This window comes from Phyllobacterium sp. SYP-B3895, assembly GCF_009647635.1.
Lineage (GTDB): Bacteria > Pseudomonadota > Alphaproteobacteria > Rhizobiales > Rhizobiaceae > Phyllobacterium > Phyllobacterium pellucidum.
The window spans coordinates 398,178-421,769 of record NZ_WJIG01000003.1; the positions used below are offsets into that span (position 1 = coordinate 398,178).

Genomic DNA, 23,592 nt, shown 5'->3' on the forward strand with positions numbered 1-23,592 from the left:
TATCCATTTATTGGATTACAACGATGCCTTGACGGGTCCATCCGATGCGATGGATCCGCTGGCGGCAGGGGCGATGGTCGCCACTGCGCGAGGATCCAACAATGGGTTACATAGACAAGGACATTGCGCCCGTCGATGACGGCGCGCTGACGGATGCATATTCACAATCGATAGCGCGGGCGGTCGATATCGTCGGGCCTGCAGTCAATCGCATTGAGCGTATCGGCGGTCGCGCCGGCCATGGTTCGGGCTTTGCCATTTCGCCCGACGGGCTGATCATCACCAATAATCACGTCGTCGGCGATACCGGGCACGTGCGTATCACGCGGCCGGACGGGTTCGTCACCGAGGGCACCGTGCTTGGCAGCGACGTCGATACGGATATCGCGCTGATCCGGGCGAATACGGGCGGCGAAGCCTGGGCGCGCCTCGGAAATTCGAAGCTGCTGCGCCGGGGCCATATTGCGATTGCCATCGGCAATCCGCTCGGCTTCGAATGGACGGTGACGGCCGGCATTGTATCGGCGCTGGGCCGATCGATGCGTGCTGCCAGCGGCAGGCTGATGGATGACGTCATCCAGACGGATGCTGCGCTCAATCCCGGCAATTCCGGTGGGCCGCTGGTTCGTCACAGGGTGAAGTGATCGGGGTGAATACGGCAGTCATTCAGGGCGCGCAGAGCATTGCCTTTGCCGTCGCCTCGAATACCGCAAATTTCGTGGTGTCGGAGATACTTCGCTATGGACGCGTCAGGCGCGCCTATATCGGCATCGCCGGCGATACGATCGAATTGCCGCGAAGGATTGCGCTTGAAGCGGGGACGAGCCTCGCAACGTCGGTGCGCATCCGTCGCATCGAGCTCGCAGGGCCTGCCGAGCTCGGCGGGCTCAAGGAAGGCGATTTCGTTCTCGCGATCGACGGCAAGCCTGTCGGCGGCGTCGATGACATCGTCCGCCTGATGCACGGCGAGACGATCGGCAGAGAGACCGAGGTTCTGATCTTTACCGTCGCGGGCCGCTTGGAAAAGCGCACTCTGGTGCCGGTTGCCCGGCCGTAACGCCGCCTGAGGGCTAGTCGCGACGCCAGGTAGCTGACTTGCAGATGAGGCCACCGAGAACGCAGCCGGAAAGTTCCACCGCGTTGCCGGCAACCTTTGCCTTGCCGGAATAGGTCTTGCCGGTTTCCGGATCATAGAGCGTTCCGGCATAGGTTCCTGGACCGGTGGCTTTCATCGACACGGCCTGCAGGCCGACAACCGGGCGGTCACGCTTGGACGCATCAGGGTTATTGACGTCGTTGACCGGCTGGTTCATCCACACGATCGTCCCGCAAACGCCGCTGTTGCAATCGCTGATCTTGACTTTCGTGCGGCCGGTTTCATTTACATAGGTCCCTGCAATTTCCTGTGCTTCGGCCATCGCCGCAGTCGTCAGCGCACCGGCCATGAGAAGGGTGCAAAGGGTTTGTCTTGCGTTCAACAAGGGTCTCTCCAGTCCAAAAATTGTCATGTGAAGCGCGTTGAATGACGCGCACTCTATTTTCGTGTTGAGTCAGGCGTTACACCAGAATTTCGGCAAGAATGGGCACGGCAACGCGAAAAGCTATTCGCGGGCTAACTTTATTGTCGCAGGGGAAATTCGGCCTGCGTCGCCGGTTTCGGCCGCTATTTACGGCGCGCGCCGTGGCATTTCTTGTATTTCTTGCCCGATCCGCAGGGGCAGGGATCATTGCCGCTGCGCTGCAGGCGGGCAATCAGCGGCAAGAGCAAGCTCGCAGGCAATAGCCTTGCCGCATAGACGGCAAGCTTGGCCGACAGCCCTGGAATGACGATCCGACGACCCGACCTGAAGCCGCGCCACGCCTGTTCGGCGACGTATTGGGCGTCGAGCATGGGCAGGAGCGTGAAGATCGAGGCATGTCTCGCCCCGGCCGTTGCGTAAAATTCCGTCGATACCGGACCAGGCGCAAGGCACATGACGGTAACGCCGGAGCGGCGCACTTCCTGATGCACCGCCTGCGAAAACGATCGCACGAAACCCTTGCTGGCATAATACAGCGCCATGTAGGGTCCGGCCGTGAAGCTTGCCACAGAACTCAGATTGATCACGCCGCCACGCTTGCGGGCCACCATCTGCGGCAGGAAATACAGGGTAAGCTCGGTTAGGGCACGAATGTTCAGGTCGACGATACCGAGTTGATCGTCCATGGGAAGACCAATCGCTGCGCCGCGCAGGCCGTAACCGGCGCTGTTGACGAGCACATCGCAATAGAGCCCGTTCCTCGCCAGGAATTCAGCAACCTGCGTGGTCGAGTCAATGGCGAGCACGTCCAACGCCAGCGTGAAGGCTTCGCCGCCCGCGGCGCGCACCTCTGCCGCGGCGGCGTTCAATCCCTCGATCGAACGCGCAGTGAGGACAACCGGTCCGCCATCGCGGGCGGCCACGCGCGCTATGGCGCGGCCAATACCGCCAGACGCCCCGATGACGACAACGGCGGGTCTAAAATCTGCCTTTAAATTCATGTCATTGCCCGCGAAACCACCCTTGGGGCAGCTTCGGCACCTTCCCAACTCATTCTTTTCATCGCTTCATCGAGAAGCCAGTGCGTCGATGTCACTGGCTTCGGTCCTCCCGCAGTACTTTAACGACGCCACCCTGCGCAAGCTGCTTTACCTCGTCAGCCACAGCCCCGTTGAGGATGGCTTCGAACCGCTCCAGCGCGCGGGCGACGTTGGCTCCGTCCATGACACGGTGGTCGTAATGAATACGCACGGTCACGGAACCGTCCTCGCCGATCAAGCCGTAGTTGAAAATCGTCGTCAGGGGGGTCAGCGGATTGAGCGATTCTGCGCCGAGGCCGGAATAGACGGAGAGTTGAAACGTGCCAAAGTAATTCGGCCGCTGCCGGCCGATATTAAGGCCGAGCCACATCATCGGCCAGCGGATGAGGCCCGGCAGACGTGCAATCTTCAAGGCACGACGAAACTCCTTGACTTCAAATACCGGCCGCGAGCGCACGTCCCTGATCGAGGCGTCGAGCTCGGGGATCGAGCGGTGCTCCGGGTCCTTGATCCGGCTGAGCAGGACCGCCTGTTCGCCATTATAGTCGCGCTCATGCGCAATGGATGCGACGCTGACTGGATATTCATAAAGTTGCGGCCATGGCAATTTGACATAGGCACGGCGCAGATCCGGCGTTTCCTGCGACAGAAGCGCATAACCTTTCAGGAAAAGAACAGTCCAGGAAGGCTTGGCGCTTTGCGACATCCTTGCCCGCAACAGCGGACCAAGGTTCATCTGACGTTGTACGGTCACCCTTGGTACAGCGATCGAGAACCGCATGAGGTCGTTGACCAGGCGCCGGGGCGCTGAAAGCTTGAGGGCTCGGCCTCGCATATTGTGACCTCTAATAGAGATAAGGGATAAGTCGCTTCGTCCTTTCAATGTAGTCGCGGTATTCTGGGCCGAAATTCTCCAGCATCATACGCTCTTCCTTGGTTACCCTCAGAAAAAACAGGATCGAAAAGCCAACGAGGCCGGCAAGGCCCGCAACCCAGTTCGCCAGCAGGAACGCCTGGCCAAGCGCTATGAGAAGGAACGACGTATACATGGGGTGGCGGACGAAAGCATAGGGCCCCGATGAGACGAGCTTGTGCTTTTCGCGTATCTCCAGCGTGATCGACCAGTTGCGACCAAGCTCCTTGTGCGACCTGCGGAACACCCACAATGCAAGCAGCATTGTGATCGCTCCAAGGACGATCGAGAAGGCGTAGGGGCTATAATCGGCGGATTTTGGAATGCCGGTCGCCACGTAGAAGCCGGGGACGATGGCGAGGCCAAAGAATGCGATGCCAAGTCCCAGCCTGTCAGTGAGGGTGCGCGCACTGCGTGTGACTTGAACCCGCCGCGCACGGCGCTCGAACGGATAGCGGATCACGTACCAGGCAATGATGCCGAGCACCCATATGATCTCGCCGATTGAGGCAATGGACATGTTCACGCTAGGTCACTGGCGCCTTTTTTGCGATCCCGGCCAACATAAGCCGCAAGAATGGCAACAGCCACGACTTTTGCGGGCCGCCAGACCCTGGAACAATGCGCTCCTCTCAAAATCTAACCTGCCGGTCCTGTATATCCGACGGCATTCGGTCCGCCGTTCATCTCGCGCAGCCGCGTCACGAACTGTTGGGGGCGTAGCCAGATGCCGGGCGTCTTATAACCCATGGACCGGGCGATTTCACCAACGAACGCGTTGCAATTATAAACGGTCGCTTGCCAGTAATGGGAGCGCTTTTGCAGATCGTGAATAAACGCAACCACCTTGGTGTATTCGGCCTCGCTCAGCGTGACACGCCAGCTCGCGGACCTGTATCTGTCGTCAAGGTCGCCATCGCTCGCCCCGGTTTCCGCCGGCACGGGAATATAGTGGCCAAGCACGTAGGGAACGGCACTATTGGAGGCCGGATGAAGGCCCGCAACCTCGCGATCAAGCACGCGTCCCGACTTGTCGAGCCGCCCGAAGATAACGTAGGTGTGACCGTAGCTAAGTGCGTAACGAGAACGGAACTCGATATAATAAGGCCCTTGGGCCTGCGGTAACGTTCGTGTTGTAGTGCCCTGGGCTGACGTGGAAGGCGGAGCACCCACGGAACCCGTATTATTATAGGACACGACATTCGGCTTAATTGCAGCATCCGGCGCACATCCTGCTACTGCGATAGCAAACAGAACCGCAACCGACAGACGACCACTGTACAGCGTCATATCTTTCCTGAACTCCGAAGAGCGTAGGCATGAAGGCAACACATGCCTGCTATAATTCTATGTATGACCGCCTGGAACCGTGAGACGCGTTCAGCCCGAATCACGTGCCGATGGGGAAAGAATCGCGTGAAACTTCCCCCATGCGGACGAGCGAATCAATTACTTGGTAATTACAGCCGGAGCTGGCTCAGGCGGCGGGGCTTTGCCCTTACCGATTGACCCGCAGGCACTCAAACTGGCGACCGTCATCACGGCAACTGCAGTGATCAGAATTCTCTTCATGTGACAATCCTTTCTCCTCAAAGGCGAGTAGGCCAACAATGTCATGCTACCATAAATAGTAATGAACGCTAGGGTAAGGTGCCGGAATCACTGGCATAGTGTCCGATTTGCCACATCAGGGTTAATTTGCCGACTGTCGACATTCCGCAGCATTGGGGACCGCAAAGCATGCAGTCCCAAACATATGCTGTCCATGTCAAAACCCTGGTGGAAGCCGCTAGATGATCAGTACCGGCGTACCAACGGGCGTGGCATCGTAGAGATACTCCACGTCCTCGTTGGTCAACCTTATGCAGCCGTTCGAAACGGCCTGTCCGATCAACCACGGCTCGTTGGTCCCGTGCACGCGGAAGAGCGTGTCCTTGCCATTCTGGTAGAGATAGAGCGCGCGCGAGCCGAGCGGGTTTTCGGGGCCGCCGGGAACACCGCCAGCATATTGGGCGAGGCGCGGCTTGCGCTGGATCATGCTGGCCGTCGGCGTCCATGAAGGCCACTCCTGCTTGCGGCCCACCTCTGCCCGTCCCTTGAGCGTGAGCCCTTCCTGGCCAACGGCAATGCCGTAGCGCATTGCAGATCCGTCGCCCTCGACAGCATAGAGGTAGCGCTCATCCGTATTGATGACCAGCGAACCTGGCGCTTCGCCTCCCGTATAAGCAACGCGCTGGCGCCGGAGACGGGGCTCGAGATAGTAGGAGCCGCCTCCGCCGACCGGGTAGGCAAAGGAAATGGGTGTGCAACCCGCAGCCATCAGTGCCAGGCCGGACATTAACAGTCCCCGGCGAGCAATCTTCACATCGTTCATGTCCACCTGCTTCGAAAGGAGTCGACGCCACTTCTGCAACCTAGCATTCCAGAAACGGGCGGCAAAGTCACCTTGGTTGTGGCTGATAAGAATAGCCGGCTCCTGATGCCGAGAATCAACAGGTCTAGCCAACTTCCGCCCTGTCGCCGTTGAACGTCAGAACCGCTTCGAACCCGTCGCTGCGACCCGTTGCCGGCGACAACAGGTTCAAGGTCGCGTTCATCTGTGCTGCCAGAGCGATAACGATAGCGAGGCCAAGCCCTGAACCGCGGGAGGTTTCGCCGCGACTGAAGCGTTTCTGGATTCGTACAATCTCTTCCTTGCCCAATATGGGGCTGCCATTGACAATGCGAATCTTGCCGCCCCTTTCGAGATGCACAAGCACAGGCTCGTTCTGGCTTCCATGATGAAGCGCGTTTTCGATCACGTTGCGCAGCGCGATGGCAAAGATATCCTCGTTTATCCGGCGCTTGAGCTCGGCGCCCGCGTCGCGCACATAGTTGATGCGATCTGGCGCGGTGCTTGCGCGCTGGAAATCAGCGACCACCACGTCAAGAACCTTTACGAGATCGACCACCTCGTCCGCAGAGCCGAGCCCCGCCTCGGCCCGGGCGAGCTGCATGAGCTTTTCGACAAGTCCGCTCAATTTCTGGAGCGACTGTTCAATGTGCACCGTGCGTGATTTGGCTTCTTCGCCGCGTACATGTTTCTTTAAGAGCTGCGTCTGCGCGAGCGCGCCGGCCAGGGGGGTTCGCAGTTCGTGCGCGCTATTGGCGGTAAATTCCCGTTCGGCCGCGAGTGTCGAACGCAATCGCGCCAGCAGCCGGTTAACGGAATGGATGATCGGCTGCAGTTCGCGGGGGAGGGCGATCGGGGCAATGGAAGCAAGATTGCCGCCGTCCTTGCTGGCAATGGCCTGGCGCAACTCGTTGACTGGCCGCAACGACAGGCGAACGACGAACCAGACGACGAATATGCCGACCGGAATAAGCACGAGGAGGGGAAGCAACAGGGCAAGCCCGCCCTCGAGCGCCGCTTCCTCGCGATGCGCATTGTCATCCGCGACCTGGACGAAAATCGTATCGTTGACTGCCGGTACCGTATAGAAGCGCGCCGCGTCGTTTTCCCAGAATCCCCGCTTGAGCGGGGCCGGAAATGGCGTTGGCGGGATGTCTTCCGAGTGCAGAATGACGCCCCCCTTCGCATCCCTGACCTGGTAGGTGAGATAGCTCGATTCTGGAGATGCCGTCAGATTCTGCAAACGCCTCGGCACCGCGGTAGTATCGCTCTGCAGGATATCGTCGACGACGAGCGGCGTCAGTCTTTCCGCGGTTTCCTTCAAGGAACTGTCGAATATTTCACCGAATTCATCCTGCATGACGAGGACGCCGGCCGTTACCGCAATGAGCCAGAACGCGATGAGCGTAGCCGTAAGGGACAGGATCAGGCGGCGCGTCATGCCATAGGGTTTCATGTGCGACCTTCAATCCGGTAGCCGACGCCCCGCACCGTTGCCACATATTGCCGCCCAAGCTTCTTGCGCAGGCGGCTGATATAGACTTCGACGGTGTTGCTTTCGATTTCCCAGCCGAACGCATAGAGCGTCTCTTCGATCTGTGCTTTCGAAACGATGGCGCCAATGCGGGCAAGCAGCCGTTCGAGCACCGCCCATTCCCGCCCTGAAAGCGTAATCTCCTGGTTGGCGGAGGTCACCCTGCGGTCGGCGATGTGAATGTGCAGAGAGCCGAGCCGTATGACCTCGTCCGGACGTCCGGAATGGCGCCGCGACACGGCATGCATGCGCGCCGTCAATTCATCAAGATCGAAGGGTTTGACGAGATAGTCGTCTGCCCCGGCGTTGAGTCCGCGGATACGCTCGGAAATCTGGTCGTGCGCCGTAAGGATTATCACCGGCGTCGCGTCGCCGCTGGCCCTGAGCTCTGTCAGGAAATCAACCCCGTTCCCGTCCGGTAGTCTGATGTCCAGGAGCACGAGATCGTAGTTCGTCACGCGCATCGACACCTTTGCGTCTTCCAGATGCTGCATCCAGTCGACGGCGTGATTGCCGTGCATCACGTGGTCGCGCACTGCGGCCCCGAGAGTCGCGTCGTCTTCAACAAGAAGGACCCGCAAATGCCTCATTCCCTTCTGCGATTTTTCCTGCTCACAGGATCGACCGCGCGGGAAACCTTTTCAAGTCAAGTTTTGGGCTGTGGTCCTCGGGTCAACTCGTTCCGCTGCGACAGAAGGCGAGCGTATCGAGGTCTTTGTCATGGACCGACGTCTCGACATGCATCATCCCGAGCACCGTGTGGAAGAGGTTGTCGTGCGATTGCTTCTTCATCGCCTCGCTCTGCAAGCACGCGCCGTCGATCTGCGCCTTCTCGTCCTTGCCGAGCCACAATACGTAGGGAACATGGGTCTGCTGTGACGGCGCGACGATATAGGGTGCACCGTGCAAATAGAGGCCGAACTCGCCGGTCGATTCTCCATGGTCGGACATGTAGATCATGGACGGCGACATTTGTGTCTCCCGCGCCTTGAGCCGGTCGATCACTGTGGACAGCAAATGATCGGTGTAGAGGATGGAGTTGTCATAGGCATTGATGATTTCTTCGCGCGAGCATTTGGCAAATTCGGCGGTCCTGCAGTCCGGCGTGAAGCGCCGGAACTCATCCGGATAGCGGAGATAGTAGGCGGGGCCGTGGCTGCCCAACTGGTGCATGACGAGCACCGAGTCGGTCTTGACGCTGTCGAGCCACGCATCGAGGCGGTCGAGGAAGATCGCGTCGAGGCATTCGCCGCCCTTGCACAATTTCGGATCATCCGACTTGAACAATTGTTGGGATTTGATACGTGCCGCCACGCCCTTGTCGCCCGTATTATTGTCCCACCATTCGACATTGATGCCTGCGTGCGTCAGTACGTCGACGAGGTTCTCGTTCTCGAGGCTCTTCTGATGCGTATATTCCTTGCGAGTAAATTGCGAGAACATGCAGGGCAGCGAAACCGACGTGATCGTGCCGCAGCTCGACGTATCGCTGAAGTAGGTAATGTCCTGCCTGGCGAGTTCCGGATTGGTATCTGGGCCATAGCCGCCAAGCGAAAAACTCTCGGCACGCGCGGTTTCGCCGGCAATGACGATGGTGACGCGCGGCTTGCGCGTGCCGGCGGCCGGCCCAACCACATGCGCGTCCTGGCCAAGCGGCTTGACGATAATGTTGTTGTCCTTGGTTTCCCGGATCGCAAGCTTCACGGTGTTCACGATCGGGGCGAGCGGGTTGAGCGTTCCGAACCAATCCCTGTGTTCACGGATCAGCGACATGTAGGTGCTGGCATTGATCAGTGCCGCGAGGCCCAGAACGAGGAGCGCGGGCACGATGACCGCAAGGTTCCACTTCAATTTCTGCAGATAGGGTCGATGCACAATACGCGGCCAGGCGATGATTGCCGAGGGGATCAACGCGTATGTGATCATATGACCGACAAACGGAATGTTCAGAAAATGGCCGGCCTCCGCATTGGTCGTATCCACGGCGCTCTGCAGCATCTCAACGTCGATTATGACGCCGTAGTGATCCATGAACCAGGCGCCAAGCGCGCTTACGACCACGAAGAAGATCAGGGCAGGCTTGATGACGAACTTGACCGAAAAGGCGAGAAAAAGCGCTACATAACCACAAGCGATGCCAACGACCAGAAATGCGAGGGCTGCGGGCTGACCGTGCAAATAGGCAGCTGATTTCTCCCAGAACGTCCAGTTCGCGGACGCGAGAATAAACACTGCGGTTATGATAGTGAGCGGAACGCTTCCGATTTTCGGACGTGCAAGACGTCTGTCGAATTGACGCGTTGTAACTGACAAGGTGAACTACCCCGCACTCCTGGTTGATGCGCGAGCCGGTTCTGTCCAGGCTCTTCGAAAGGAGGGGCATTCACTGGTTTCCTGACACCAACCTGAACGCAGCAATTAAAAAACCGCGGCGTTGAACCGTTGTCAGATCCGATCAGGCGGTTTGGAGGGCTGCAAACATGGGTCTGGTGACGTGCGATCGCAGCGCTGGCCGTTGTTGAACGGCTGTCACATTACTGCAGCATTATGCGTACTACGTGCATTTTATTTGGAGAGAGTGAGCGATGGGCGACGATAAAGTATTTCATGTCTTGTTTCTTTCGCATCGCGATTCGGTCAGGGGCGTCGTTGCCGAGACACTGCTCAACCGGCTGGGCAAGCCGCATTTCGTCGCCTACAGCGCCGGAACGGATCCTGATGTCGAAATAAACCCTGAAGCGCGCGAATTGCTCGAGCAGACCGGCTTTTCGGTCGAAGGCCTGCGTCCCAAGCATTATAGCGAATTTGGGTTGGAAGGGGCCCGTGAACTCGATTTCGTTTTCACTCTGCATGATGGGGCCCATGGCGAAGCCATGCCCGAATGGCCGGGCGTCCCCGTGACAGCACACTGGGAATGCCCCGACCCGCTCTTGTCGGATGGCGAACCCTGGGAGCGCAAGCAGGCGTTCAGCCGCATGATGAGCGAACTCGACCGCCGCCTGAAGATATTCGTCAATCTTCCGCTTGCGTCACTGGATCGGCTCAGCATCCAGCATCATGTCGATGAGATCGGCAAATCCGTCGGACCGGCCTGAGCCGATCCGACTTTTCTCAAGCGCGGGCCTGGCGGACCGCCACGCTCTCGCGCGAGAACATCACGACCGCGAAGATCAGTACACCGAGGAAAGTAATCATCGAACCTATCCCGACCAACGGCTCAAACTGCATGTTGCCACGCTCCATGAAGTAAAGGGACGGCAGCATCACGATAAGGCCTAGCATGTAAACGGCATAATGGACGAAGGCCAATCGCTTGGCTGCCTTGGCCGGATTGAGTGCGTAGTAACCGCCGAAAATGGCGCTCGTGACCCATCCGAGCAGGTTGATGTGGGCGTGGGCTGCGATCACCGTGTGATTGCCCGACATTCCCATCTGCAGGCCGGCGGCTATGCCAATCAGCAACCAGATGACGGCAGACTTGAAGAAGAGTTGAGAAATATTCGGCATTGTAGTCCCCCATTTTTGTGCAGCGGAGGATACACGCGCCCACAACCTCTTTCCAGCGTGCGGACCTAATCAAAAGGGGTGAAGACGCGTCGGACCTGCGTCGTTAGACCGAAGCTGCCCGGATATTCTCCATGGGCGCACGCACGGTCCAGACAATGCGATTGACCGATTGTTCGAGCATGCCTTCGCCGCCCAGCGACAAGGGCGTTATTCGCTCGAGAACGGTCTTGCCAAAGCCGCGCGTGCGGCCGAGCTTGACCGGTGGCCCGCCTGTTTCGGTCCAGGCGAGGTAGAAGGTCTTGCCCTCGTCGCCAACGAACCAGTCCACATTGATCTCGCCAGTTTCCGATGAGAAGACGCCGTATTTCGCAGAATTCGTCGCCAGTTCGTGGAATGCAATCCCGAGATACTGGACGGCGTTGGGTTGAAGAACCATGGACGGTCCGGTCATGGTAAGCCGATTTTCGTCCCCGAAAGGCTTGATTTGCTCAAGCAAAAGATCGGAAAGCGTCGCTCCGCGCCACGTTGCGTGAACCAGCAAATCGTGAGACCGGGCAAGTGCCATGATCCGCTCGCGGATCTGCTGTTCGAATTCGACGACATCGGTTGTACGGCTGCTGGTTTCGCGGATCATCGAAAGAATGACGGCGTACTGATTCTTGACGCGGTGATTGACCTCCCGCATCAACATCAAAATCCGCTCTTCGCTCTCCTTCTTGTCGGTAATATCGCGGGCGATCTTCGATGCACCGACCACGCGTCCGGAAGCGTTCTTTACAGGTGATACAGTGAGTGAGACATGGATGCGCGTGCCGTCCTTGCGCTGCCGGACTGTCTCATAGTGATCGATCCTCTGGCCGTTGCGTACGCGCTCTACGATGCCGGGTTCTTCGTATAGCCGATCGGGCGGGATGACTGTCGTGATCGATCGGCCGATCATGTCTTCGGCGGTGTAGCCAAATATCCTCTCGGCCGCCTTGTTCCAGGTCGTGACCATGCCCGAGAGATCCTTGCTGACAATCGCATCGTCGGACGATTCAACAATAGCGGCGAGGCGTTCGGCCATCGCTTCGTCGCGTCTCTGTTCAGTGATGTCGCGCAACATATTGAGCGCGCCGACAATCTCCCCTTGCTTGTTACGCAGCAGGACAGGAAACGGCATGAAAGCGATGCGGCTTCCATCGGGCCTCTCGGCGATGGCATCGACGTCGCGCACCTCGCGCTCCTCGCGCAAGGTCGTCGCCAAGGGGCATTCATCGTGCTGCATTGCCGTTCCGTCCGGCCAATACAGGCGGAGCGCTCCAGACCAGCGTTCCTTGCCGATTTCAGGCATGCGGCCCCAAAGTTCCGCCGCCGCCTTGTTATAGAATGTGAGGATGCCGGACTTGTCCGTCGTATACACGGCTACCGGCAACTCCATGATGATCGAGTCGCGGCTATAGCTGTCCAATCCGTGCAGTGCTTCGAGAGAAGGCGCAAAATTGCTTTGTGGAATGTCCACGATTTCCCCAATTCAACATTAATGTCTCGTCGCGAAAGCGCCTGCTTGAGAGCAGACTTCCGGTCAATCGCGCACATTAAACTATTTATGGTTGCATTGGTTCCATCAATCGTACGGATCAAAATGGTTTAGCCTCGTCTGGAGGGCAGCGAAACCGGTCGAGATTCCAAGTGCGCCGGGGCCACAAAGCCATACGGGCCAAGTCTCCGACGAAACCTGACCCGCACCAAAATCATAGGCGCAATCGACTTGCGCCGCAAACTAAAGCCAACCGGAGGTTATCCGGAGATCAAATCGCCAGGATGATCGCTGCAACTGCCAAAGCGCCGAACAGGCAGATCGAGCAGGTCATCCAATTGGCGATATCGCCATTTTCCTTTGTATGCCGCAACATCATCGCCCTGTATCCTCCTGAGCAAAACCGGTAAACCGGCCCGTTCTCAAAAAAAATCACGAACAACCACCGCTGATTATGGCTTCCAGCTTGTATTTCAAATTGTCATGATCATTGCCCAAACCGGCGTGGCAGAAGGCTTAATTCCGTCATTCCGGTCTCAACGCTTTGGATTATAGCGCTTTCAATCTAGGCGTTCAATTTGTGTTGCAATGGCGATAATCACATTTTGATAGCGAATGAAAAGATTCCGATATTAACGATTTTCAGGCGGCAGCTGCCTCGGCCAGGCGCGGAAAAACCATGCGCACGAGAGCGCCCCGACCGCCGTGGAAATTAGCCGGCGCATCGAGCATTTCGAGATGCCCACCATGGTCCTCGACGATCTTCTTGACGATGGCAAGTCCGAGGCCGGTCCCTTTTTCGCGGGTCGTCACATAGGGTTCCAAAAGCTGGTGGCGGTTCTCGCTGGGCAAGCCCTTGCCGTTGTCGAGCACCTCGACTGTGATGGAAGCGCCTGCACTCTTTGCCCGAACGAGAATATAGCCGGTCTCGACGGCGCCGGACTGCAACGCCGCCTCGATGGACTCGGATGCGTTCTTGATGATGTTGCCGAATGCCTGGCCGAGCAGGCGGCTGTCGAAATTGCCGACCAGCGGTTCGTCGGCTATCTCATGCTCGAACTTGATCTGATTGTTGCTGATTTCGACGAGAAACGAGGCGTCGCGCAAAACAGTACGAATATCTGTTGCCGCCAGCTGCGGCTTGGGCATACGGGCGAACTCGGAGAATTCGTCGACCATCCGGCCAATATCGCCAACCTGGCGAATGATCGTCTCGGTGCATTGGTCGAATACCGCGCGATCCTCGACAATGACTTTGCCGTAGCGACGGCGAATGCGTTCCGCCGAAAGCTGGATTGGCGTCAGCGGATTCTTGATCTCGTGGGCGATCCGGCGGGCTACATCCGCCCAGGCGGACGAGCGGTGCGCGGCGACGAGATCGGTAATGTCGTCAACCGTCACAACATACGAGGTGTTCTTGATGTCGGCGTCCTCACGCGTGATCTGGACGTTCAACGAACGCGCGACGCCGCTGCGGGTGATGCTGATCTGCTTGCGGCTCGATGAACGGCCATTATCCCGCGCCACGTCGAAGACGGCGCCGATTTCCGGCAGGATGCGGGCGAGGCTCTGGCCAACAGCCTGCGACGCGTCGACCGCCAGCATCTGTTCGGCCGGGCGGTTGAGACCGGCGATGATCCCCTCGCTATTGACGCTGATGACGCCTGCGGTGACGCCCGACAGGACCGCTTCCGTAAACCGTCGCCGCTCGTCAATCTCGTCCTTGGCCGAAATCAGGTCGCTGTGCTGCGTTTTCAACTGCTCGACCATCTTGTTGAACGTGTGCGACAGAGAGCCGATATCGCCATCCGAACCGCGTACGGGGACGGAAACGTCGAAATTTCCGGTCGCAACGTCTTCGGCGGCGCCGATCAGCTGGCGGATTGGCAGGACGACGCGATTGGCAACAGCAATGCCGCTCCACACAGCGGTGAGCAGCAAGAGCAGGGTGAGTTCGATGTACAGCAAGGCATAGGCGATCTGTGTGGTGGACCGGTTGCTTGCCAGTGCCTGATACTCGGCATTGTTGTCTGTCATCACCCGCATATTTTCGAGCGCAGAGCGATCGACCGAGCGAATGGTGTAGAGGTAGAGATCGGGCAGTGCCTGCGTCTTGATCACCGCGCCGACAAGATTGGTGTCGCCCGGCGGTATCAGAACCGGCTTGTCGCCGGCGGCGCTTCGCAGTGCCTCGATCGGGGCGTCCGGCAGAGAATGATCGTTGATGAGGTTGGCCGCGACCACAACCTCCCCATCCGATTTGACCAGGGACGCGCCCAGCAGATTGTTGCGGCCGGCGTCGTAGGTGAGCCAGTCCGAAAAGGCGCCGCGGTCGAGGCTATAGAGCATGCGGCGCTGGTCGAGATCGATCACCATGGAAAGCGTCGTCGTCAGCAGGCTTTGGGCGTTGTCCTCAGTGTAGGATTGCGCCGCCTTGATCGACATGTCGATGATCTGGTTGTTCTGGTTGTTGATCCAGGAATCCATTCGCTGGTCGAGGACGATAAGCGAGAAACAGGCGACAATGATTGACGGTATCGAGGCGATCAAGGCGAAGATCATCGCGACATTGGTGTGAAGGTCGTTGTGCTTTGCCTTGCTCTTGAACAGAAAGAGCTTCTTCAGCGTCGCGTAGGACAGATAGATCAGGACAAGAATCGATACCGCATTGGCGGCGATGATTAGCTGGGTCGTCTGTTTGGTAGGCGAAATATTGGTTATGCCCATCATGACCAAGAACGAGACGATCATCGTCGCAAGGACGAGGAGCGTCATGATCACTGCTCCTCGCGGCAGCACCTGCGGCTTGGTTATCGTCTTGCTGGCGGGCATTCAATCGCCTCGTTGGGCTCTCCGCGACAGTGCAGGGATGGCCGCATGGTTTCTTTGTCGATTATCGGTAGCGACGACGCTTGTAAAGCTTGCTTCCTCGGCGGGAATTGAGGCAACAGGACGGACGCGCTGTCGCGTTCGCACATTGGAGCATGTTCATGGCGATTCGGCCAATCCTGACATTCCCTGATCCAGCCTTGCGAAGGCCCGCCGACCGCATTGCAGATTTCGGCGAGGCAACGCAAGAATTGGCGCAGGACCTTCTCGCCACAATGCGTGCTGCCCCCGGCATTGGCATCACGGCACCGCATATCGGCGTGCCGCTGCGTCTCGTCGTAATCGAGATAGAGTCCGGTGCGCCGCGCTTTTACGTCAATCCCGAAATCGAATGGTCGTCAGGCGATCTTGCGCGGCGGGAGGAGGGCAGTGTGTCGATGCCGGGCGTCTCCGACGAGATCGAGCGACCCGCCACCATTCGCGTGCGTTATCAGGATCTCGCCGGGAACGTGTTGAGCGAAGAGGCGAGTGGTCTGCTTGCCACTTGCCTGCAGCACGAGATCGATCAGTTGGACGGCATGTTCTGGATTTTCCGCCTGTCGCGATTGAAACGCGAGCGGGTCGTCAAGCGGTTCGAGAAGTTGCAGCGGCTTGGCTGATTCAGCCGCTCAGCGATGGATGGGATCGATCCATGCAACCCCTTCCGGTTTTTCCACCGGATCGATGTCGAGATTGACCACGATCGGCTCCTGGCCGGAGCGGACCACCACGCACTCCAGCGTTTCGTCCGCGTTCGCATTGATTTCTTGATGCGGCACGTAAGGCGGGACGAAAATAAAATCGCCTGGACCGGCCTCGGCGACGTATTCCAGTCGCTCGCCCCAGCGCATGCGCGCACGGCCTTTGACCACGTAGATAATGCTTTCAAGGTCGCCGTGATGATGTGCACCGGTCTTGGCATTGGCGTGAATGGTGACGGTGCCCGCCCAGATTTTCTCGGCCCCGGCTCGGGCCCGATCGATCGCTGCAGCGCGGTTCATGCCAGGCGTCTGCGCGGTGTTCGGGTCGAGAGAATCGCCCGGGATAACCTTGACGCCGTGCTCGCGCCAATCGATGGGGTGATCATGTTCGTGGGTTTGATCTGTCGCCATGGCTCTTCTCCGCTCGTGGGCAAGTTTAATCATCTTGGGAGCGGTGCACCAGCTGTTGCTCGGTACAATTAATTAACCTCAAATTGCAGTAATTGCCTTGACCGTCTGGCCTTCCGCTCGCCAAGGTAGGGGTGCTGCGAGGCAATCTCGTAGTGGTCGGATACCTGAGTGATGCCAATCAGCAAATCGCGAAACGCACCATTTGACCGAGGCGATGAGCGCGGAAGCGACCGTCTTCTGCAGATCGAAGCGGTTTATGACAAGGTTCCTGTCGGGCTCTGCTATGTCAATCGTCAGGGTTTTCTGGTCACGGTCAACGACCGGTTTTCCCGTATTTTCAGCACTGCCGAAAATGCCGTGGGCCGGTCCGTGGAAGACGTCGTTCCGGACCACGCATCACTGCTGCGCGCAGCCATCAGCACTGCGCTCTCCGATGGTTCGGTGTCCGACGCACAAATCGAAGTCACCGGCGAATCGTTCATGGTTGCTGCGGCGACCGTCACCAATGATCTTGGCGAATTCGCCGGCATTTCGGTCGCTTACACCAACATCACCCACCTGAAGGATATTGCGGAACGGCTGCAACAGGTGGAGCTGCGCACCTCCTACGCTCTTGAGAGTGCGGGACAATGGATATGGGATTTGAATATTGCGACGATGCGGGTGTGGCGCTCGCCGCAGTATCGGGCGCTGCTCGGCCTTGATCCTGCCGGACATGAGAGCGAAAGCGTGGCGTGGGATATCGTTCATCCCGACGACAAGGAGCGGGCGATCGAAGCTTTTGAAGACGTTCTCAGCGGGCGCAAGGCGCGGTTCGAAGCAACCTACCGGGTATCGCGTCCGGATGGCGGTGACATCTGGATATTGAGCCGCGGCAAGATTGTCGAATATGCGCCCGACGGTTCCCCGCTGCGACTGCTGGCAACGAGCGTCGATATTACGGCGCAAAAGCGGGTTGAGGCGGAACTCTCGGCCATGGTCCAGGAACGCATGGCGCTGGAGCAGAAACTCCTCGAAGCAAACCGCAAGCTCCGTAACCAGTCCGAGCGCGATCATCTGACCAATCTGCCGAATCGGCGCAAATTCAACCACGTGTTGAAGCGTGCATTTCAGCGCGCCAGCGAGACTGGGGAACAATTGGCAGTTCTCATGGTCGATATCGACCATTTCAAAGCCTACAATGATTTCTACGGGCATCTTGCCGGTGACAAATGCCTCATCCAGGTGGGGCGCGCATTGAACAAGGTCGCCAAGCAGAACGGCGGTTCGGTCGCCCGTTTCGGCGGCGAGGAGTTTGCGACGCTTATTCCCGGACGGGCGCTTCAACCTTCCGTCGAAATCGCCGGCGCGATGCTCGACGCAGTGGTGGCCATGAAGCTCGAACACGCCGCAAGTCCTCAGGGCGCAATTTCCGTCAGCATAGGCATGGCGATGTTCGATCCCCAAATGGGCCTCAAGCCGCAGGGGCCGGAGGAGTTGCTAAATCTTGCCGATGGTGCGCTCTACCAATCCAAACATCGTGGCCGCGCGCGATTGACCATCGCAGGGACGTCTGACAGCTAGCCTGGAATTCACTCTATCCGTTTTTATGCGTGCCCCTGACGGTTTTCCGCCAGATCAGCGGGGCATGCAGGGAAGCAGAGCGGGTGCTTGCGGCACCGTCGCCGTTGACCAGCCAGGCAATGCTGTTTCTGACGATCTCGTCCACGGGCTGGGTGAAGGTCGTCAGGGCGTAGGATGACCATCCTGACTGCTCGATATCGTCAAAGCCGACAACGCAAAGATCGTCAGGAATGCGCCGGCCAAATTCGTGGCGCGCCGCGTCCATCAAGCCAAACGCCATGAGGTCGTTGACGCAGAACACCGCATCGGGAGGCTCAAGGCCGGAAAACAGCGTCCTGCCGATTGTCCTTCCGCTTTCATAGACGGTGTTACCGTGCCGAACGACAGTTACATGAAGGCCAAAGTCGCTCGCCGCTGCCACGAAGCCCTGTTCGCGCGCCATGAGGCTTGGTGTTCCTACGGCCGAGTTTGCAAAAGCCAATCGGCGGCAGCCAGCGCGCAGGAAGGCACTGACCGCGACCCGTGCCGCCACTCCATCATCGAGGTTGATCCGAAACGGCCCCTCGATCTCATCGTCGCGGTTGATCAGGACGATGCGCTGGCCGCTATCGAGGCAGAGTTTGGTGATCGCCTTGTCGGGCAGCCCCGACAGCAGGATCGACGCATCCGCACGATAATGAAGTGTCTGCCGCAGTGCAGTATCGACGCTTCCGTCCGACCGGTCGGTGTTGATGAGCATCGAGATCTTGCCGGCCAACTGCAATTCATGGGTAAGGGCGCGTACGAGGCGGGCACGATAGGGCGTATCCATTTCGGAGACGACGAGGCAGACGATGCCGCTCTCGCTGCGCATGAGGCCGCGCGCCAGCTGATTGACGTGGTAACCGAGCGCCTCGGCTGCTTGCATGACACGCTGACGCGTTTCTTCTGAGACGCTTGCCCCAGGGGTAAAGGTGCGTGATACAGCCGAGCGGGACACGCCCGCGCGTTTTGCCACATCGTCGGCGCTGACGAACGTCTTGTTCAAGCAAAGGACCCATATTTCAGTTCTGCGGCGCAGTTTGCACGCGATTGCGCGCCTTCGCAATCTCCCTCATTCAAAACATTTAAAGGTTATAATTGATGAGCCGGCTTGACAGATTGGACGCGCTCGTGAAAGTTTTGCACACGCTTGCAAAATGGCGTGCGGCATGGAGGTGCCGCTTTCTAGGGAGGAAAGTTATGCGTTCTGTATTCGCCATTGCTGCTGCATTCGCCGTGGGCCTGCAAGTCCTGCCAACCGAAGTGCGCGCCGCAGATAATCTCAACCTGATCTGCTCTGCCGACGTCGTCATCTGCGAATTGATGAAGGGCATGTTCGAAAAAGAGACCGGTATCCAGGTCAATATGGTGCGCCTGTCATCGGGCGAGACATATGCCAAAATTCGTGCCGAAGCGCGCAATCCCAAGACCGACATATGGTGGGCTGGAACCGGCGATCCGCATTTGCAGGCGGCATCCGAAGGGCTGACGCTGGAGTACAAGTCGCCCATGCTCGATCAATTGCAGGATTGGGCTAAGAAACAGGCGGAAAGCTCAGGATACAGGACGGTCGGCGTTTATGCCGGCGCGCTCGGCTGGGGCTACAATACTGATATCGTCAAGAAGAAGGGCCTCAAGGAAGCAAAGTGCTGGTCGGACCTGATCGACCCCACTTACAAGGGCGAAATTCAGATCGCCAATCCGAACTCTTCAGGCACGGCATACACCGCGCTTGCGTCGCTCGTGCAGATCATGGGCGAGGACCAGGCATACGACTATCTGAAGAAACTCAACGCCAATGTTTCCCAATATACCAAGTCGGGTTCGGCTCCGGTGAAAGCGGCGGCACGCGGCGAGACGGCGCTTGGCGTAGTCTTCATGCACGATGCCGTCGCGCAGATCGCCGAGGGCTTCCCGGTTAAGGCCGTGGCTCCCTGCGAGGGCACCGGCTACGAAATCGGCTCGATGTCGATCATCAAGGGCGCACGAAATCTCGATGCCGCCAAGAAATGGTATGACTGGGCCCTGACGGCCGATGTGCAATCGCACATGAAGGATGCCAAGTCCTTCCAGTTGCCATCCAACAAGTCGGCGACGGTCCCACCCGAAGCACCGAAATTCGAGGACATCAAGCTCATCGATTACGACTTCAAGACCTATGGTGACCCGGCCAAGCGCAAGGAACTGCTGGATCGCTGGGATAAGGAGATCGGCGCGAGCGCGAACTGATCTACCTTCGCCTTGTCAACCATATGTCCGGCCTTATCCGGACATATGGTCCATAAAAGCATGAGTCTGGGATGAGCGGGTGGCGTGATGGAGCGTAGCGACCGGAGACTGAACATTGCGCTCGGCATCGGGCTCGCAGGGCTTGTCCTCGTGCCCTGGTACAGGATCGAGGCGGGATTCTATGGGCTGAGTTGGCTCAAGAACTTTCCGACGGGTTCCGCCGAAGCACCCGGCATCTTGCAAGCCTTCGAATTCGGTCGTTGGAACCTGGCGCTGATTGCCTTGATCTTCGCCGTGGCTATTGCCGCGAGGTTTTTGAGGGTCTCGGCGCTTCGTTCGAACCTGTTGATTGCAGCGGGCGGCGCCGGCATCCTTTTCCTTGTCTGGCAAGGCCTTGCGATTGGATATACGGGCTGGTCGTGGACCATCAACGAGACGCTGTTCGGGCCGCTGGCGGACGGTCAGCCATCCATGGGCGCCGGCGCTGGGTTAACGGCTTTGGCCCTTGTTCTCTTTTTCGCCTTTGGCCTTGCCGAACGCGGCGTTCTTCGCGGCGATGCCTTCGTGGTCGCGTCGATTACGCTGCTCGTGTTCCTTGTCGCGATTTTTGTGTTCTATCCGGTCGGCAGCATGTTTGTCGGCGCTTTCCAGAGCTTCGACGGGTCGTTCGATCCTTCGGGCTTTGTCCGAAACATCCAGGATCCATCGATATGGAGCCTCGATTGCCTCGTGGGCGGAAATCGGTGCGGCATTGCCTGGCGCACCTTTTTTCTGGCGGTCCTGACCGCCTCGGGATCCACCATTCTCGGACTGTGCTTCGCACTTGTCGCAACGCGCACCCGCTTTCCCTTCAAGAAGGGCCTGCGCCTGTTGACGATCCTGCCGATTATCACGCCGCCGTTCGTTATCGGCCTCGCGCTTATCCTTCTGTTCGGCCGTGCCGGTGTCGTGACCCAGCAAATCTCGCATATCTTCGGTGTTGAGCCTGGCCGCTGGCTCTATGGCCTGACTGGCATCTGGATCGCGCAGGTCCTTTCGTTTACGCCGATCTCCTTCCTCGTCCTCATCGGCGTCGTCGAAGGGGTCAGTCCTTCCATGGAAGAAGCGTCGCAGACATTGCGCGCGGACCGCTGGCGCACCTTCTGGCGGATTTCGCTGCCGCTTATGAAGCCGGGCCTCGCCAATGCCTTCCTCATTGGCTTCATCGAGAGCATGGCGGATTTCGGAAATCCGCTCGTTCTCGGCGGCAGCCACGGCGTGCTTTCGACCGAAATCTTCTTTGCCGTCGTCGGCTCTCAAAACGATCCTTCCCGCGCCGCTGTGCTCGCGATCATCTTGCTGGTCTTTACGCTGTCGGCATTCCTCGCTCAGCGTCTCTGGCTCGCGGGCAAGAGTTTTGCCACTGTTACCGGCAAGGCCGATTCCGGTGCACACATCGCACTGCCGCGATCCCTGTCGATCGGGGTCCACGCCATCGTCATCCCATGGGCGCTGTTCACCCTTGTCGTCTACGGCATGATCCTTGTTGGCGGCTTTGTCCGGACCTGGGGTCTCGACAACACCTTGACCTTCGAACATTACCAGCGCGCCTTTTCGTTCGCTTTCGAGAATGGCGCCATCGCCTGGACGGGCGTTGCCTGGAATTCATTCTGGACGACGATGGAGATCGCGCTGATTTCCGCACCGCTCACGGCGGCTGTCGGCTTGCTCACCGCCTATCTCATCGTTCGCCAGCGCTTTTTCGGACGCAGCGTCTTTGAATTTGCGCTGATGATGAGCTTTGCCATCCCCGGCACCGTCATCGGCATCAGCTATGTCATGGCCTATAATTTGCCGCCGCTGGAGATGACGGGCACCGCCCTGATCCTGATAGCCTGTTTCGTCTTCCGCAACATGCCGGTGGGCGTGCGCGGCGGGGTTGCCGCGATGAGCCAGCTCGACAAGAGCCTCGACGAAGCGTCGCTGACCCTGCGGGCGACGAGCTTCCGCACCATCCGCAAGGTCATCCTGCCGCTGCTGCGCCCGGCAATCGTAGCAGCGCTCGTCTATTCGTTCGTGAGGGCCATTACCTCGATCAGCGCGGTCATCTTCCTGGTAAGTGCACAGTACAATATGGCTACATCCTACATCGTCGGCCTCGTGGAGAACGGCGAGTACGGCGTGGCCGTCGCCTATTCGTCTATGCTTATCGTGGTGATGATCATCATAATCACCGGTTTCCAACTTCTCGTCGGGGAACGCCGGCTGCGGCGCGAGAATCGTGTCGCCACCGCCTTCGTTCCCGCCGCCGTGCCGCAAGAAAAGGCCACGTCATGAACAATCGTACCGGGTCAGTCGTCTTTACCAACGTCAAGAAGCAGTTTGGCAGCTTCACTGCCATTCACGACCTGTCGCTCGATATCGAGCCGGGAACCCTTGTGACGCTGCTGGGACCGTCAGGTTGTGGCAAGACGACGACGCTTCGCATGCTGGCCGGTCTCGAGCACCCGACTTCGGGGCGCATTCTCATCGGCGGCAAGGACGTAACGATGCTCCCCGCCAATGAGCGCGACGTCTCCATGGTCTTCCAATCCTATGCCTTGTTCCCGCATATGTCGGTCCTCGAAAACGTCGCCTATGGGCTCGAGTCATCTGGGATGAAGAAGAACGAAGCGCGACAACGGGCGGAGGAGGGGCTGACGCAGGTCGGCCTCGCCGGCTACGGCCAGCGCCTGCCGGCAGAGCTTTCGGGCGGACAGCAGCAGCGCGTCGCCGTTGCCCGCGCCCTGGTGCTTGAGCCACAGGTCCTGTTGCTTGACGAACCGCTCTCTAACCTCGATGCACGCCTTCGCCGCCGTGTGCGGACGGAGATTCGGGAGCTTCAGCAAAGGCTTGGATTTACGGCCGTCTACGTGACGCACGATCAGGAAGAAGCCCTCGCGGTCTCCGATCGCATCATCGTGATGCAGGATGGCGTCATCGCGCAACAGGGATCGCCGCGTGAACTCTACGAGGCGCCGGCGTCGTCGTTCATCGCCGATTTCATCGGCGAGGCCAATGTGGTTCCTTGCGAGGTGCTGGGCAATGACGGGACAGAGGCGATCATCCGTGTCGCGAGGCTGGAACACAGGGTGCCGGCGCGCAGCGCGCGTCCCGGGCCGGCCAGGATTGCCGTACGCCCCAATGCCATTACCCTTGAAGCGGCGGAGGAGGCGGCATTTCCCGGCAGCATCCGCCATGCTGCCTATCTCGGCGACCACGTCGAATATGAGGTAGAAACCGAAGCCGGAACGCTTTTCGTCGTCGATCCGGCAATCGACAGGAATCTTGCACCGGCGACCAATGTGAGCATCGGCTTCCATCACCGCGGAATCGCCATTATCAACAACTGATCG

21 protein-coding genes and 1 pseudogene are annotated in these 23,592 nt (G+C 58.7%); 7 read left to right on the forward strand and 15 right to left on the reverse strand.

Features of this window, described 5'->3' with window-relative positions:
* Positions 1-101: 101 nt before the first annotated feature.
* Positions 102-1,057, forward strand: a pseudogene (locus GF108_RS14495) (S1C family serine protease).
* 13 nt (positions 1,058-1,070) lie between these two features.
* On the opposite strand, the gene GF108_RS14500 reads toward GF108_RS14495, so the two are convergent.
* From GF108_RS14500 to GF108_RS14540, 10 genes are all read right to left on the reverse strand, one after another.
* Positions 1,071-1,478 carry a DUF2147 domain-containing protein gene (locus tag GF108_RS14500; protein WP_246663965.1) on the reverse strand — a complete coding sequence of 136 codons (408 nt, stop codon included), beginning with the start codon at positions 1,476-1,478 and terminating at the stop codon, positions 1,071-1,073.
* A 185-nt stretch (positions 1,479-1,663) separates the two neighbouring features.
* Positions 1,664-2,521 (reverse strand): SDR family NAD(P)-dependent oxidoreductase, encoded by an 858-nt coding sequence (locus tag GF108_RS14505; RefSeq protein ID WP_153668546.1) that lies wholly within the window; start codon positions 2,519-2,521, stop codon positions 1,664-1,666.
* A 91-nt stretch (positions 2,522-2,612) separates the two neighbouring features.
* Positions 2,613-3,395: a hypothetical protein gene (locus GF108_RS14510; RefSeq protein WP_153668548.1), complete on the reverse strand. Its 783-nt coding sequence runs from the start codon at positions 3,393-3,395 to the stop codon at positions 2,613-2,615.
* A 10-nt stretch (positions 3,396-3,405) separates the two neighbouring features.
* Positions 3,406-3,993, reverse strand: a complete 588-nt coding sequence (locus tag GF108_RS14515; protein ID WP_153668550.1) for a protein-S-isoprenylcysteine O-methyltransferase — start codon at positions 3,991-3,993, stop codon at positions 3,406-3,408.
* A 119-nt stretch (positions 3,994-4,112) separates the two neighbouring features.
* Positions 4,113-4,763, reverse strand: a complete 651-nt coding sequence (locus GF108_RS14520; RefSeq protein ID WP_091944875.1) for a hypothetical protein — start codon at positions 4,761-4,763, stop codon at positions 4,113-4,115.
* Between the two features lie 159 nt (positions 4,764-4,922).
* Positions 4,923-5,045, reverse strand: a complete 123-nt coding sequence (locus GF108_RS22475; RefSeq protein WP_113282376.1) for an ABC transporter — start codon at positions 5,043-5,045, stop codon at positions 4,923-4,925.
* A 217-nt stretch (positions 5,046-5,262) separates the two neighbouring features.
* Positions 5,263-5,847 (reverse strand): L,D-transpeptidase, encoded by a 585-nt coding sequence (locus GF108_RS14525; RefSeq protein WP_091924000.1) that lies wholly within the window; start codon positions 5,845-5,847, stop codon positions 5,263-5,265.
* A gap of 124 nt (positions 5,848-5,971) precedes the next feature.
* Positions 5,972-7,321 carry a histidine kinase dimerization/phospho-acceptor domain-containing protein gene (locus GF108_RS14530; RefSeq protein WP_153668552.1) on the reverse strand — a complete coding sequence of 450 codons (1,350 nt, stop codon included), beginning with the start codon at positions 7,319-7,321 and terminating at the stop codon, positions 5,972-5,974.
* The gene (locus GF108_RS14535; protein WP_153669463.1) at positions 7,318-7,980 is read right to left on the reverse strand and encodes a response regulator transcription factor; all 663 of its coding nucleotides are present in this window, start codon (positions 7,978-7,980) and stop codon (positions 7,318-7,320) included. The genes GF108_RS14530 and GF108_RS14535 overlap by 4 nt, the downstream gene beginning before the upstream one ends.
* A gap of 91 nt (positions 7,981-8,071) precedes the next feature.
* Positions 8,072-9,712, reverse strand: a complete 1,641-nt coding sequence (locus GF108_RS14540; protein ID WP_153668554.1) for a phosphoethanolamine transferase — start codon at positions 9,710-9,712, stop codon at positions 8,072-8,074.
* A 272-nt stretch (positions 9,713-9,984) separates the two neighbouring features.
* On the opposite strand from GF108_RS14540, the gene GF108_RS14545 reads away from it, so the two are divergent.
* Positions 9,985-10,494 carry a low molecular weight phosphatase family protein gene (locus GF108_RS14545; protein WP_153668556.1) on the forward strand — a complete coding sequence of 170 codons (510 nt, stop codon included), beginning with the start codon at positions 9,985-9,987 and terminating at the stop codon, positions 10,492-10,494.
* A gap of 16 nt (positions 10,495-10,510) precedes the next feature.
* Here the strand turns inward: GF108_RS14545 and GF108_RS14550 are convergent, their stop codons facing one another.
* From GF108_RS14550 to GF108_RS14560, 3 genes are all read right to left on the reverse strand, one after another.
* Positions 10,511-10,906, reverse strand: coding sequence for a hypothetical protein (locus tag GF108_RS14550; RefSeq protein WP_153668558.1), 396 nt, complete (start codon positions 10,904-10,906; stop codon positions 10,511-10,513).
* Between the two features lie 103 nt (positions 10,907-11,009).
* Complete coding sequence (locus GF108_RS14555; protein WP_370462175.1) at positions 11,010-12,407, reverse strand: PAS domain S-box protein; 1,398 nt, start codon at positions 12,405-12,407, stop codon at positions 11,010-11,012.
* Between the two features lie 660 nt (positions 12,408-13,067).
* Positions 13,068-15,257 carry a PAS domain-containing sensor histidine kinase gene (locus GF108_RS14560; protein WP_153668560.1) on the reverse strand — a complete coding sequence of 730 codons (2,190 nt, stop codon included), beginning with the start codon at positions 15,255-15,257 and terminating at the stop codon, positions 13,068-13,070.
* Positions 15,258-15,415: 158 nt separating this feature from the next.
* Here GF108_RS14560 and GF108_RS14565 point away from each other — a divergent pair, with 158 nt between their 5' ends.
* Positions 15,416-15,913, forward strand: coding sequence for a peptide deformylase (locus GF108_RS14565; RefSeq protein WP_153668562.1), 498 nt, complete (start codon positions 15,416-15,418; stop codon positions 15,911-15,913).
* Between the two features lie 9 nt (positions 15,914-15,922).
* On the opposite strand, the gene GF108_RS14570 is transcribed toward GF108_RS14565, so the two are convergent.
* Positions 15,923-16,405, reverse strand: a complete 483-nt coding sequence (locus tag GF108_RS14570; RefSeq protein ID WP_153668564.1) for a cupin domain-containing protein — start codon at positions 16,403-16,405, stop codon at positions 15,923-15,925.
* Between the two features lie 171 nt (positions 16,406-16,576).
* Here GF108_RS14570 and GF108_RS14575 point away from each other — a divergent pair, with 171 nt between their 5' ends.
* Positions 16,577-17,968, forward strand: coding sequence for a sensor domain-containing diguanylate cyclase (locus GF108_RS14575; RefSeq protein ID WP_153668566.1), 1,392 nt, complete (start codon positions 16,577-16,579; stop codon positions 17,966-17,968).
* A gap of 13 nt (positions 17,969-17,981) precedes the next feature.
* Here GF108_RS14575 and GF108_RS14580 read toward each other — a convergent pair whose 3' ends face one another.
* Positions 17,982-18,995 carry a substrate-binding domain-containing protein gene (locus tag GF108_RS14580; RefSeq protein WP_153668568.1) on the reverse strand — a complete coding sequence of 338 codons (1,014 nt, stop codon included), beginning with the start codon at positions 18,993-18,995 and terminating at the stop codon, positions 17,982-17,984.
* A 194-nt stretch (positions 18,996-19,189) separates the two neighbouring features.
* Here GF108_RS14580 and GF108_RS14585 point away from each other — a divergent pair, with 194 nt between their 5' ends.
* The 3 genes from GF108_RS14585 to GF108_RS14595 all read left to right on the forward strand — a co-directional run bounded on the left by GF108_RS14585 (position 19,190) and on the right by GF108_RS14595 (position 23,589).
* Entirely contained in the window at positions 19,190-20,218 is a 1,029-nt protein-coding gene (locus tag GF108_RS14585) for an ABC transporter substrate-binding protein (protein WP_153668570.1), read from the forward strand.
* Positions 20,219-20,305: 87 nt separating this feature from the next.
* Entirely contained in the window at positions 20,306-22,534 is a 2,229-nt protein-coding gene (locus GF108_RS14590) for an iron ABC transporter permease (RefSeq protein ID WP_153669466.1), read from the forward strand.
* Positions 22,531-23,589, forward strand: a complete 1,059-nt coding sequence (locus tag GF108_RS14595) for an ABC transporter ATP-binding protein (protein ID WP_153668572.1) — start codon at positions 22,531-22,533, stop codon at positions 23,587-23,589. The genes GF108_RS14590 and GF108_RS14595 overlap by 4 nt, the downstream gene beginning before the upstream one ends.
* The last annotated feature ends 3 nt before the right edge of the window (positions 23,590-23,592 follow it).